The sequence below is a fragment of the Bacteroides sp. OM08-11 genome, assembly GCF_003438665.1.
GTDB lineage: Bacteria > Bacteroidota > Bacteroidia > Bacteroidales > Bacteroidaceae > Bacteroides > Bacteroides cutis.
This window is the reverse complement of sequence record NZ_QSTJ01000004.1, coordinates 288244-301786: the sequence shown is the minus strand read 5'-3', so window position 1 is coordinate 301786 and position 13543 is coordinate 288244. Positions and strand designations below refer to the sequence as shown.

General features: G+C 43.6%; 12 protein-coding genes, 1 tRNA gene and 1 pseudogene. 10 read left to right on the top strand and 4 right to left on the bottom strand.

Annotated features, from left to right (window positions below):
• Nucleotides 1-24: 24 nt before the first annotated feature.
• From nth to pheS, 3 genes are all read right to left on the bottom strand, one after another.
• Entirely contained in the window at nt 25-699 is a 675-nt protein-coding gene (nth, locus tag DXC10_RS09745; protein WP_101545013.1) for an endonuclease III, read from the bottom strand.
• The gene (locus DXC10_RS09740; RefSeq protein ID WP_117737778.1) at nt 696-1892 is read right to left on the bottom strand and encodes an MFS transporter; all 1197 of its coding nucleotides are present in this window, start codon (nt 1890-1892) and stop codon (nt 696-698) included. The genes nth and DXC10_RS09740 overlap by 4 nt, the downstream gene beginning before the upstream one ends.
• Before the next feature lie 99 nt (nt 1893-1991).
• The gene (pheS, locus tag DXC10_RS09735) at nt 1992-3026 is read right to left on the bottom strand and encodes a phenylalanine--tRNA ligase subunit alpha (RefSeq protein ID WP_101545016.1); all 1035 of its coding nucleotides are present in this window, start codon (nt 3024-3026) and stop codon (nt 1992-1994) included.
• A gap of 448 nt (nt 3027-3474) precedes the next feature.
• On the opposite strand from pheS, the gene DXC10_RS09730 reads away from it, so the two are divergent.
• The 3 genes and pseudogenes from DXC10_RS09730 (at nt 3475) to DXC10_RS09720 (ending at nt 9331) form a co-directional block, all read left to right on the top strand.
• Nucleotides 3475-6117, top strand: coding sequence for a zinc-dependent metalloprotease (locus DXC10_RS09730; RefSeq protein ID WP_101545018.1), 2643 nt, complete (start codon nt 3475-3477; stop codon nt 6115-6117).
• 145 nt (nt 6118-6262) lie between these two features.
• Nucleotides 6263-8722 (top strand): annotated as a pseudogene (locus DXC10_RS09725) (SusC/RagA family TonB-linked outer membrane protein); the annotation flags it as partial.
• A 396-nt stretch (nt 8723-9118) separates the two neighbouring features.
• Nucleotides 9119-9331, top strand: a complete 213-nt coding sequence (locus DXC10_RS09720; protein ID WP_117737812.1) for a hypothetical protein — start codon at nt 9119-9121, stop codon at nt 9329-9331.
• Nucleotides 9332-9742: 411 nt separating this feature from the next.
• Here the strand turns inward: DXC10_RS09720 and DXC10_RS09710 are convergent, their stop codons facing one another.
• On the bottom strand, nt 9743-10165 hold the full coding sequence (locus tag DXC10_RS09710) for a helix-turn-helix domain-containing protein (protein WP_117737776.1): 423 nt from the start codon (nt 10163-10165) through the stop codon (nt 9743-9745).
• A gap of 148 nt (nt 10166-10313) precedes the next feature.
• Between DXC10_RS09710 and DXC10_RS09705 the strand changes: the two genes are divergently transcribed.
• The 7 genes from DXC10_RS09705 (at nt 10314) to DXC10_RS09675 (ending at nt 13535) form a co-directional block, all read left to right on the top strand.
• Nucleotides 10314-10520, top strand: a complete 207-nt coding sequence (locus DXC10_RS09705) for a hypothetical protein (protein WP_117737775.1) — start codon at nt 10314-10316, stop codon at nt 10518-10520.
• Between the two features lie 6 nt (nt 10521-10526).
• Nucleotides 10527-10727, top strand: coding sequence for a hypothetical protein (locus DXC10_RS09700; protein WP_117737774.1), 201 nt, complete (start codon nt 10527-10529; stop codon nt 10725-10727).
• 12 nt (nt 10728-10739) lie between these two features.
• Nucleotides 10740-10934, top strand: a complete 195-nt coding sequence (locus DXC10_RS09695) for a hypothetical protein (RefSeq protein WP_004325640.1) — start codon at nt 10740-10742, stop codon at nt 10932-10934.
• Nucleotides 10935-10941: 7 nt separating this feature from the next.
• Nucleotides 10942-11024: transfer RNA gene (locus DXC10_RS09690), tRNA-OTHER, on the top strand.
• Between the two features lie 26 nt (nt 11025-11050).
• On the top strand, nt 11051-11251 hold the full coding sequence (locus tag DXC10_RS09685) for a hypothetical protein (RefSeq protein ID WP_005943989.1): 201 nt from the start codon (nt 11051-11053) through the stop codon (nt 11249-11251).
• Complete coding sequence (locus DXC10_RS16730) at nt 11241-11462, top strand: hypothetical protein (RefSeq protein WP_117737773.1); 222 nt, start codon at nt 11241-11243, stop codon at nt 11460-11462. The genes DXC10_RS09685 and DXC10_RS16730 overlap by 11 nt, the downstream gene beginning before the upstream one ends.
• Before the next feature lie 15 nt (nt 11463-11477).
• Nucleotides 11478-13535: a kinase gene (locus DXC10_RS09675; RefSeq protein ID WP_117737772.1), complete on the top strand. Its 2058-nt coding sequence runs from the start codon at nt 11478-11480 to the stop codon at nt 13533-13535.
• Nucleotides 13536-13543 lie beyond the last annotated feature (8 nt).

The following is a 13543-nucleotide window of genomic DNA, read 5'->3' as shown; positions in this document are numbered from 1 at the left end:
TTTTTTTCGCTATGAAATAGTCATTTATTCTTCTGTATCACTACTCTCTTTACTTACTTTATATTTCCGGCAATAATATTTGCACAGTAATTGTAAACCACAGTTGTCACATTGAGGTGTACGCGCCTGACAGATATAACGTCCATGTAGGATAAGCCAATGATGCGCGATGGGAATATCTACAGCTGGGATGTGTTTTATTAATTCTTTTTCTACACTGAAAGGAGTGGTACACTTGTCTGAAACCAGTCCCAAACGATGGCTGACGCGGAATACATGTGTGTCTACCGCCATTGCAGCCTTGTTGAAAACGACAGACTGGATGACATTGGCGGTTTTACGTCCCACACCGGGTAACTTGATGAGTTCTTCTAATGTATCGGGTACCTGGCTGTTAAAGTCTTTCACTAATATCTTTGCCATTCCCACTAAATGTTTCGCTTTGTTGTTGGGGTAGGATATGCTACGGATATATTCATAGACTACTTCGGGAGTAGTGGCGGCAAGTGCCTCCGGGGTAGGGAAATCACGATAGAGAGCGGGAGTTATCATATTTACCCGCTTGTCCGTACATTGAGCCGAAAGGATTACTGCGATTAGTAATTCAAACGGATTATCATAATGTAACTCGGTTTCTGCCACAGGACGGTTTTCTTTGAACCAAGCAATTATTTTCTCATAACGTTCTTTCTTTCTCATCGTAATTTGTTTTTATGATAATGGGGGGCTACTTTATAATTGAAATAAAGCATGGAGAGGATGGTGAGGCAAGCTCCGAAAAAATATGCTTTGTCGAAAGTACTGATTTCTGCGATATATCCTCCAGTCAGCATACCGATACCGATACCCACATCCCATGAGGTGAGATAGGTGGAAGTGGCTGTACCACGCTGATTGTTAGGGGCAAGATTGACAAATAGGGTATTGTAAGCCGGAAACATGATACCGAAACCGATACCTAACAATAAAGCAACAGTGAAAAAGGTGACATTACATATTCTGGTATCCCATTGTATGATATACACGCAAGCCGATAACAGGAAAAAACTGACAACAACGATGTATAGTCCAGTGGAAATGACTTGTGTTATTTTTCCCTTATCCACAATTTTCCCTGAGAAGATACGCGAGATTGCCATACCAACCGCCATAAAGGTAAAGAAGAAACCGGTAGTAGCATTGATACCGATTTCTTTGGCGTACATAGCTACATAATTAGTCGTCATGCTGTATGGGATAGAAAGCAACAATAGGCTGATGCCTGCAGGTATTCCTTTTAGCAGGATAAAACGGTCAAGTGATATTGGTTCCCGCTTTACAGGTGGTTTGTAGGGTGTCTTCACAAGCATGGCACAGAAAAAGCCCAATAGGCATGCCCCCACTGAATAGCAAAAAATGGTGGTATAGCTCATTCCGGCATCGTGCAGAAAAAGCCCTGACATGGGACCTACCGCCATTGCTATATTATTGGATAGACCATAATAACCCAGTCCCTCACCGCGTCGGGAGGAAGGCATGATATCAATGACTATCGTATTACCGCCTACCGTTACCATTCCGAACGATATTCCATGAATAATACGAAACAAGATAAAAAGGGTCAGTGAACCTGCGATGATGTATCCTGCGAACATACTCATAAAAATAAAGTAAGCGAGCAGGTAGAGTGGCTTACGGGCGAAACTGTCCAGTAGATATCCTGAGAACGGGCGGATGCATAAGGCAGCCACAGTATAGCAGGAAAGGATGATGCCAATGGTAGAATTTCCGGCTTCAAACACCTCTGATAGGTAGAAAGGTAATACCGGAATCAATAGCCAGAAACCGAAGTACAACAGAAAGTTTGCTGCCAGTATGAAGCAATAATCGGAAGTGACAAGCCTATCTTTCATGATGCTGGATTTTGATGTAGGGAATAATTAAGAAAAAAGAGGTGTGTTAGAACGAAATGATAAAATCCACTTCATTATGACACACCTTCTCTTATTTTATTAATAGGCGGCTTCGAATTCTTTCAAGAAACGCGTATCGTTTTCTGAAAAGAGTCTTAAGTCGTTGACACGATATTTCAGGTTCGTAATACGTTCAATACCCATACCGAGAGCATATCCACTGTATATTTTGCTGTCAATGCCGTTCAACTCCAATACATTCGGATCTACCATTCCACAACCTAGGATTTCTACCCATCCTGTACCTTTACAGAAAGGACATCCTTTCCCACCACAGATATTACAGCTGATGTCCATTTCGGCACTCGGCTCTGTGAAAGGGAAATAAGAAGGGCGGAGGCGTATCTTGGTATCGTTACCAAACATCTCGCGGGCAAAGAGCAACAGTGCTTGCTTTAAATCGGTAAACGATACGTTACGGTCTATGTATAAGGCTTCCACCTGATGAAAAAATGCATGTGCACGATAGCTGATAGCTTCGTTACGGTAAACACGTCCGGGGCACAATACACGGATAGGTGGCTGTGAGGTTTCCATGACACGACTTTGTACACTTGAGGTATGTGTACGCAGAATGATATTGTGTGATACGTTTTCTGCATTATTTTCAATGAAGAAAGTATCCTGCATGTCACGTGCCGGATGATCTTCGGCAAAGTTCATGGAAGAGAATACATGCCAATCATCTTCTATTTCCGGACCGTCAGCGATGCTAAAACCCATACGGGCAAATATGTCGATAATTTCGTTCTTTACGATGGTGAGCGGATGGCGTGTACCCATTTTAATGGGATAAGCCGAACGAGTCAGATCAAGGTCATCACAACTGTTGTCCTGGTTGTCAAACTGCTCTTTCAGAGCAGCTATTTTTTCTTGTGCCTTGTTTTTGAGTTCGTTTAGACGCATGCCTACTTCCTTCTTTTGGTCGGCTGCTACATTACGGAAGTCTGCCATCAAGTCATTAATGGCTCCCTTTTTACTAAGGTATTTAATGCGGAGTGCTTCCAGTTCCTCTACATTAGCGGCTTTCAGTGTTTCTACTTCTTGCAGAAGCTGATTGATTTTAGCTATCATATCTTTCCTTTATTTATTTTCTAAGTGCATAAAACGGTGCAAAGATACAATTTTATCATTGTTCTGTGGTTAGTCGTTTCATATTATTTTCCCAATTTGTATAGAAAATACCATACAGGTGAATTTAAAATGGATTTCAGATCAAGGTGTTATTTAAAAACATAGCGATTTAGTAGTTACTCTGTAAAAATACGATCTATGGAAAGTATGTGTAGAGTTCTAATATCGCTTAACTTCTTAATAATACATAAGTATTCTTTTTGTTCATGGAAAAATCATAAATATACATTGCTTTGTAACTTTTAAAACATACTTTTATTATCTTTGCGCCCCATTATTATTCTATAGGAGGTAGAATAAATGTCTGTTTATGCTTTGTTGATAAAGCGATTAAGAAGAGAATTGCTGACAGACAGGAGTTTATATTATAAAGATAGATATTGTATTGATGAGATTGAAAACATTCCTGCCTATTATGGCTGCTACAGGTGTCCTGATGTGTGGACCCGCTGTATTTTTACGTGCCGGACAAACTGATTTTGCATCTCCCGAGACAACGGGATGGTTCCGGAAGAAAAAGAAAAATGATACAAAAGACAGTATTCCATCTAAAAGTGCTTATGAAAAGTTGACGGGTGACGGGGCTGTTGTTCGCAAGGGTATGTTTAATGTTTACCAAAAGAAAAATGATTATTATTTCGAAGTGCCTGCAAATTTGTTAGGGCGCGATATGTTGGTGGTAAACAAGTTGCAACGTGTGCCTTCCGAACTGAATGAAGCGGGTGTCAATCGTGGCACGAATTATGAAAACCAGATGGTACGTTTCGAATTGGATAAGGCCGCCAATAAATTATTGGTACGCCAAAGCCGTCCTTTGCCTTTGGCTCCTGATGAAGATGCTATACGTCAATCGGTACTAGACAATTATATTTCTCCGTTGATAGCAGGTTTCAAAATAGAAGCGTTCAATAGTGATTCTACCAAAATGGTAGTGAAGGTGAATGATATCTATGATGGTACGGAAACCAGTATCAACAATGTATTTACCAATATAAACTTGGGCACTTCTGCCATAAAGAACCTGTCGCGTATACTTTCTATTAAGTCTTTTGAAAATAATGTGGTGGCAACGTCCGAACTGACTACAAAGGTGACTGAGGGAACCACAACAGTGTTTGTCACGGTCGAGGTGAGTTCTTCCTTGTTATTACTCCCCGAAAAACCGATGATGGGGCGTCTGGACAGTCCGCGCGTAGGTTATTTTACCAACCCGCTGTTGAACTATAGCGACGGACAGCAACGTGTGGATAAGAAACCGTTTATTACCCGTTGGCGTATGGAGCCGAAGCCGGAAGACAGTGAACGCTATCTTCGTGGTGAATTGGTGGAACCCGCCAAACCGATTGTATTCTATATAGAAAATTCCACTCCCCGTCGTTGGCGGAAATACATTAAGCAAGGTATTGAGGATTGGCAGGTTGCTTTTGAGCGTGCCGGATTTAAGAATGCCATTATAGCCAAAGAACTGACGGACAGCATGAACGTGGATAAAGATGACGTAAATTATTCCGTCTTGACATACGCCGCTTCTACCAAAGCCAATGCAATGGGGCCGTCTATTCTTGATCCGCGTTCGGGAGAAATATTGGAGGCGGATATTATGTGGTGGCACAATGTCCTGAGTATGCTTCAGGAGTGGATTACGGTACAAACGGGAACTGTACGCTCCGGAGCTCAAGGGGTGAAATTATCGGACGAACTGATGGGGGATGCCATGCGTTTTGTGGCCTGCCATGAGGTGGGGCATTCGCTGGGATTGCGCCATAACATGATAGCCTCTTGGGCTTTCCCGACAGATTCGTTACGTTCCAAAACATTTACGGATCGTATGAACAGTACCTCATCTTCTATAATGGACTACGCTCGTTTTAATTATGTGGCACAACCGGAGGATGGCATTACGGCACTTTCCCCACATATCGGACCCTACGATATGTTTGCCATAGAATATGGTTATCGTTGGTATGGAAAAGAGACTCCGGAAGCGGAAAAGGAATTGCTTGCCGATTTTTTGGGGCGCCATACGGATCGTCTGTACAAATACAGCGAAGCGCAGGATGTTCGTGATGCGGTTGACCCTCGTGCGCAGATTGAAGATTTGGGGGATGATGCCATTCTCTCGTCTCTGTTGGGTATCGAAAATTTAAAACGTATTGTGCCTCAGATTATTCAATGGACTACTACCGGAGAAAAAGGACAGACCTACGAGGAAGCATCTCGCTTGTATTATGCGGTAATCAATCAGTGGAACAATTACCTCTATCATGTGCTTGCCAATATCGGTGGTATCTATTTGGAGAATACCACGGTGGGCGATGGACAGAAAACCTATACTTTTGTGGAGAGAGAAAGGCAGCAGGCGGCTTTAAAGTTCTTGCTGGATCAGGTGCTGACGTATCCGAAGTGGTTGTTTGATACAGAAGTGGGGGAGTACACTTATTTATTGCGTAATACTCCGCTGGGAGTGGTAGAGAATGCCCCTACTCAGGTATTGAAGAATGCACAGTCATATATCCTTTGGGATTTGTTAGCTAATAATCGTCTGATACGTATGTTAGAAAATGAATCGGTCAATGGCAAGAAAGCTTTTACGGTAGTGGAGTTAATGGATGGTTTGCATCGTGGTATCTTTGCCACCACGGAGCGAGGAACAGTGCCGGATGTTATGACACGTGCCTTGCAAAAGAATTTTGTGGATGCTCTGATTACGGCCGCTTCCGAGAGCGAAGGGGTAAAAATAAACAAGAAGTTGATGGAGGGGCATTTCTTGTTGGATAATCGTCTCCCTCTTTGTAGTTGCGATGAACATGCGCGCCGCGCATTGAATTCCGACCGCATGGGTGCTCCCCGTGAACTTAACTTTTACGGTTCGCAGATAAACCGGGTATCGGATGCGATATCTGTGAAACGTGGTGAGTTGCTGCGTATCAAGGATTTGCTGCAAAGCCGCTTGGGAATATCGGATATAGCGACGAAATATCATTATAAGGACTTAGTTTTGCGCATAAATACGGCGCTGGGAATTAAATGATAATTTAGGGGCGTAGCATAAAATCCGTATCATCCGCGCCTAAAAACACTGTCATCCGAGAGGAGACCTTGTCAGAGCGTTACGCCCCTAAATTTCCATTTATATAATCAATTTCAATAGAGTATTAATTTTTTTATTGTAACACATGGAAAAACGTTTATTAATCGTTTTACTATGCCTTGTGGGAGTTTTGTCTTCTGTTTTTGCTACAGACAGGCAGGTACAAGGTGTGGTAATATCTTCAGAAGATAACCTTCCACTCATTGGTGCTTCTGTCTATATAGTGGCAGAAGACTTGAAGAAAACAGGAAGTGCTCAGGCTGCAATTGGGGTTATTACCGACATAGATGGTAAATTTTCTATTTCAGTTCCTTCCGGAATTACCCGTTTGTTTTGCAGTTATTTGGGCTATGATGTTCAGGAAGTGAAACTTGTTCCAAATAAAGATCGGTACGAAATCACCCTCCATGTCTCTGCTCATATGCTGGATGCAGTAGTGGTGACGGGTTATCAAACCGTGGAACGTCGTAAATTGACAGCGGCTGTTTCAAAACTTGATATCTCGGATGAGACTATCGGTGCGGTGAAAAGTATCGATCAGGCACTTGCCGGACAAGTTGCCGGACTTGCTGTTACTCCGACTTCCGGTGCTCCGGGTGCTCCGGCAAAGATACGCATTCGTGGTACTGCCTCTTTGCATGGAACACAAGATCCTCTATGGGTATTGGATGGTATTCCCCTTGAAGGAACGGATATTCCCCAACAAGAGGAATTAAGCGATATAACTAATATGCGGCAATCTTCTATCGCTGGATTAAATCCCGCCGATATTGAGAATATAACCATCTTGAAAGATGCCGCTGCTACCGCTATTTACGGTGCACGTGCTGCCAATGGCGTTATTGTGATTACTACGAAAAAGGGTAAGGTAGGTAAACCGGTCGTTAATTTCTCTTCCAGATTTACCTATACACCTACATTGAGTTTGGATAGGCTGAATTTAATGAATGCATCGGAAAAAGTGGGATTGGAATTGGATATGATTCGCAATAACTACTCACCCGAGAACAAAAAGGGAGGTGTATATAATATCCTTTCTAAATACAATGAAGTGTCTGCTTTCCAATCTGGCGGATGGGATGCGTTGAGTGTAGATGCACAGGCGGATATCAATCGTTTGAAGGGTATTAATACGAACTGGAGTGATATTCTTTTCCGGGATGCTTTTAACCAGGAATACAATTTGAGCCTTTCCGGAGGTACAGAAAAAGTGACGTACTATACTTCTTTGGGATATTATAAAGAAAATGGAAATATGGAAGGTGTCAGTATGGATCGTTTCAATGTTGTGGGTAAAACATCCTATAAGGTGAACCGTATGCTGAAACTGGGAGTTTCTCTGTTTGCCAACCGTCGAAAGAATACCGATTATCCAACAGATAAGTTTGGTATGTCTAATCCGGTTTACTACTCACGTAAGGCCAACCCTTATTTCGAACTTTACGATAAGGATGGAAATTATAACTATGACTATGATATCCAGAATAATACGGATACCGATTTGAAATTCAATATATTTGAAGAGCGGCGAAATACATCTCTTGAGAGCGTTGTGAACTCTTTCTCTTCCATATTCGATGCTGAGTTGCGTTTTAATGATAAGCTGAAGATAACATCCCAGTTCGGTTATCAGCTGGACAAGGCTTCCAAAGAGGAAATTGCAGACTGGGACAGTTACGCTATGCGTTCTCTTTATAAAAAGAGTAATTATGATCAAAACGGTGAAACAAAGTATTTCCTGCCTCAGGGTGGAGTACAGAAAAAGTACGAGAACAGCAACTCCCAGATTACCTGGAAAACTATGGGAGAGTATCGTGACAGCTTTAATGATATTCATGAGCTGGAAGTGATGGTGGGTACCGAGTTGCGTAAAACCTGGTATGAAACTTTGTTCTCTGCTGGATATGGTTTCGACCGTAGAACGCTGACTACGAAACCGGTGGTATTTCCTGATGAGAGTTATGCCAGTTCTTTTCCGCTCCATGAGACTACTTATAAGGAAAATGCCTACGTATCATTCTACTCTACGGCATCTTATTCATTGCTGAATCGTTATACTGTTGGTGGAAGTATCCGTTTCGATGGTTCCGATCTCTTCGGGGTAGATAAAAAATATCGCTATCTGCCTTTATATTCGGTCAGCGCTTTGTGGCGCCTGTCTCAAGAACCGTTCATGCAAGAAGCAAAGTGGATTGATAACCTGGTGTTCCGTGCTTCATACGGTTTACAGGGAAATATCGACAAGAACACTTCGCCTTTTTTATTGGGTAAATATAGGGTAGAAAGTATCTTGCCCGGTATCTCGGAAGATATGATTGATATCAATTCTGCTCCTAATAAAAAATTGCGTTGGGAAAAGACTCAGTCCGTGAATGTCGGTTTTGACTTCTCAGTATTAAATCAGGCCATCAACCTGGGGGTAGATTATTACTATCGCAGAGGTACCGATTTGATTGCTTTACGTATGCTTCCCCTTGAAACCGGTTTTACTTCCATGAACGTGAACTGGGCGAGTATGGAAAACAAGGGTGTGGAGGTGAGCTTGTAAGGGGGGAAAAACGAAGCGTGTCAATATGTGATTGGCCTGAAAATACTTAATTGCTTTGGTTGTCAAAGTGTTATGGTAGAGTAGGGGAGAGTGGACAGGAAAAACGAAGCGTTTACATCGCTTTACATTAGGCTTACATTTGAGTCTCGTTTGAACGCCGTTCAAATGAAATGCTTTACATTGAACGTAGGTTAGGGGAGAAATTGGACATTGTGCTGTCGATTTACTCTCCTGATTTGTTTCCGATCGGCTCTTATGTATAAAGGTAGGTAAAAAGATCGGTTTATACAAGTGGAGTAGGGGAGTGCATACTACTCTCTCCTATTTTTTTATTAAAATTATTCTATATAAATGATATTTGGTATATTTGCAGAAAAGTAAATGCAATATAATATGACTAAAGTTATCCATGTACACCTGATTTATGAGAAAAAGAACCTCTATTTCGGTAGTATTTCTGCCATATTTGATACTTTAACAGAGAGCCAGGTCGGCATCACCAAGAGCAGCCTGTTACATGCCGGTTTGACCGATGGAGCCGTAAAATACACGAAACGTGCGATGATTATCCAGTCGCACTTGATAAAGACTACCAGAAAGATTTAAAACAGTCTTAGAACGTCTATAAAGCCGCTTTTGCGGCTTTTTTTGTGTCCTTTGGGTGATATCCTTTTCAAATAGTACATTTGAAAGAAGCTACTACTTATTTGAACGGTTTGAACGATTGGAAAAACAGAAAGGACGGACATTTGGACGGACACTTGGATGGACATTTTGGGCGTTGGAAAAACGAAACGTTTCGATTGGACGGACATTTGGACGGACATTTTTTTCTTGTTTTGAGAGTATTTTTCTATGAATATTTCTTTTTAGTACCTTGTTTTCCTTTGTTTATAAACTATTGCAGGGGGTAAATAATATTTCATATATAATTATTTACTCCCCTATATTTTAGTTTATTGCTCTAAAAAACAATATATTACTATGTTTTACCCCCTTTACCCCATAAAACTCGTTTTATCCGACACCTGCAAGTGTTGAACTCCTTGCATCCGAAACACGCCCCGCACTTTCCTGTTTGAGTTGCACGATTGTTTGCTTAAGTACACCTATTTCCTCGGCCATCTCTCGGATAGTGGCATCTTTATCTGCTATAATTGCTAATAATTTGTCTTCTATTCCCGTACTTTCTTTTTGTGGCAGGGTAGTTTTATTATTAAAAGTGGCAGTTTGTATGTTAATCATCTCTCCCCTACCAGTCAAAAGCCATTCTGATGATATATTTTCGCATTTTGCAAAAAGAAGATCGTAGTCAAGTGTATCCCGCGACAGCCACGAGCTTATGGTTGAGGGAGCAACCCCTATTAACTTTGCAAAAACAGAGGGCTTTCCGTCACTATAATGCTTTATAATAGCCTCTAATCTTTCTTTTTTATTCATTGTTTTTTATATTTTGCGAAATTATTTCGCAGATTGTTTTGCAATTTGCGAAAGATGATTTATATTTGCCACGTGTTCAAAGTGTGAACACCGCCCCAAAGCTACAAAAAAGGCTTGAGGTGGCAATGAGAAATATAAAAAGAAGAAAATGAAAGCATTGAAAGTAACTGTTGACTGGGCAGAAATGGACCTGTTTTCTGCCACTCTTAAAGAGTTGAATGAGGACGAAAATATTTTCGCCTATCAGGTTGATGCGTTGACCGGCATTGTAGTCTGCGAGAACGAGTGCGGGTTGGCTTATTGCCGTTCCTGTTTTGATTACCGGATTACCCCTACGATAGAAGAACTTAAATAGAAAGTTATGAAACGGTACTATTTTGAATTGACAGATCGGAGTTATAATGACCTGGGGGCTTTTATTCCGGATGGATACAGCAAGGAAGTGGCTGTTAGGCAAGCAAAGAGGTGGATGGCAGAAAACAGTATAGTATTAGCCACCCTTGTCGTGAATAGCCTAAGAACATCTAACGTGTTGGATATAATTGATATTGATATACTTTGAAACGAAGATGTAATGGAAGCAAAATTTAAAAAGGGACAAAGTGTAAGAATCACCAAGAGAAACGGTGAAGTTATTGATGGCGTAATCCGCGACTGGGACTATAACATTTGTACTTTCGGTCGTGAATATAATGTCGATTATATGAAAGATGGCCAGGTTTGGACTGTGATATGTGTTCCGGAGGATGCCATACAAGAACTTCGATAGATTTTCCGGGCGGTTAGTTCAGTTGGTAGAACACACCAAGCTCCTGCAAGGGAGAGGTCATGGTCCGCGGTTCGAGTCCGCGACCGCCCGCTATAATAATTTAATATCAGTGAATTATGAAAGAGCGAATAGTCGTAGAATACAGTGAGGTGGGTAAAATAGCCGGTTTGTTGGGTTGTTCCCGAGAAATGGTTTCCCACTCCCTTGCGTTCCGCAAGAATAGTAAGTTGGCCCGTTCTATCCGTAAGCTCGCTATTGAGCGCGGTGGAACTAAGGTAGGTGGTAACCCTCAAAAGAAGGACAGCGATGAAAAGTGAGTTGATGGCATTGTTCGGTGACCAGTTGCGCTGGTTTATGCAACTGAGTTGTAAGCAGCGCCTTTGCGTGCTTTACTTCTGTCTGAGTTTCGGGATCCTGCTTTCCCTGGTCTTTGAGCACCCGTTGATGGAGCTTGCCCTCGTGCTAAACTTCGGGGCCTCAGTACGACTGGTAAAGAAGCATATCCCTTTGAATGATTTGGAGGAGTGATAATCGAACAGGGAGATGGGATATTACAAGAAAACATTGCACGTAACCTATCAGGAACTGACTTGTGGAGTTGATCCGGTGATCACCAGGGGCGCTCTTGACAAACAGTTACAACGTGGTACTATTGAACGCTCCCATCGTGGAGGTGGAGAAGGTTCCCATGCACAAATCATTTATTCCTCCCTTCCCGATAAATACCAGAAACGTTTTGTTGCCAAGTACGGTGACCCTGAACAGAAAATGATACGTGAAATGATTTTGAGCAAAGTGAAAAAAGACGAGAATGCGGAGCGGTTCTTCGAGGAGTACCGCTATGACAAGAACGGCGAGGAAGTTCCCCTTCCCGAACGGATCCAGACTGAGTATGTATGGAACGCTTCCGTGCTTAACGCGCTGATCAGTGAGCTGGACACGCTTCGCCCGAAACGCAACATGCTGGGCAGCAGCCGTAATGTATGGGAAACGTTGCTTCTTAGGGTTGAGGAATGGCGTGAGGAGTATGCGCATACCCTTCCGGGCAGCGAGGGCCGCCTGAAGAGCCTTATGAAGCAATACAGGCCGCAGAACTACGCGATACTGGTCAGCGGTAAATATGGTAACAGGAACACACTGAAGATCGAAGAGGAAGCCGGACGTTACCTCGTGGCGCTGAAACGGAGCCGCGTCCCTGTCTATACCGACATGCAGATTTTCGAGGAATACAATCGTGTTGCTCCGGAGCGTGGCTGGAAACCCCTGAAAAGTGCCCGCAGCCTGCGTGAATGGCTTAACAGCCCCCGTATCGAGCCTTTGTGGTATGATGCGGTCTATGGGGAGATGAAGGCGCACCAGCGTTACGGTCGTAAGCACAAGACCGAGCTTCCCTGCCGCCGCGACAGCCTGTGGTACGGTGATGGTACGAAGCTGAACCTCTACTATAGGGATGAACACGGCAATGTCCGCACTATCGGCGTGTACGAGGTCATGGATGCCTACAGCGAGGTGCTGTTGGGCTTCCATATCAGCGAGAACGAGAACTATGAGGCGCAGTACCATGCTTACCGCATGGCACTCCAGACAAGCGGGCACAAGCCTTACGAGCTGGTCCATGACAACCAAGGCGGTCACAAGAAACTGGAGCGCGTGTCGGACGGTCTGCTGGCAAAGATCAGCCATATCCACCGTCCAACCGCTCCCTACAGCGGTCAGTCGAAAACAATTGAGTCGGCTTTCGGCCGTTTCCAGAGCCAGGTCCTGCATAAGGACTGGCGGTTTACCGGGCAGAACATCACCACCAAAAAGGCATCCAGCCGCCCGAACCTTGAGTTCATCGAGGCTAACAAGGACAAACTTTATACCCTTGCCGAGCTGAAGGAGAAATATGTCGAGGCACGCCGGGAGTGGAACGAGATGAAGCATCCGGCCACCGGCATTTCCCGGATCGAAATGTACAGTACCAGTGTGAACGAAGAGACGGAAGCGGTGACGGCACGTGACATGGTGGATATCTTCTGGGTGATGACTTCCCGCCCGAGCACGTTCACTTCTTCCGGTATCGAGGTCACGATCGGAGGAAAGCCCCGTACCTATGAGGTATATTCCTCCCCAGGCGTTCCTGATCATGAATGGCGCCGCCGGAATACTTACAAGCAGTTCTATGTCAAGTATGACCCGTATGATTTCAGTAGTGTCCGGCTGTACTGGAAGGACAAGGGCGGCGAGTTCCGTTTCGAGCGTGTTGCTGAACCCTATATGGTCATCCACCGTGCAATTCAGGATCAAGGGGAAGGCGAGGCTGCCTTCATCCGCCGGGAACAGGAGGTCAACATACAGGATCGCGTGGAACGTCAGGTGGTCGCCAAGGAAATAGAGTACGAGCATGGAGTGGCACCCGAACAACATGGTCTGAATACTCCGAAACTGAAAGGTATCACGGCCGAGGTGCAACGGCAGATAGACCGTCGTACAAAGAAATACAGCCAGCCCCCGGAAGAAATCGCCCTGGGGCGTTCCACCAAAGTGATCAGCAATATAAGCTGGGACCAACTCGGTCGTCGTGAGGTGGACAAACGGAAAATCGTCGGAAAATTTTAAAGAAAATT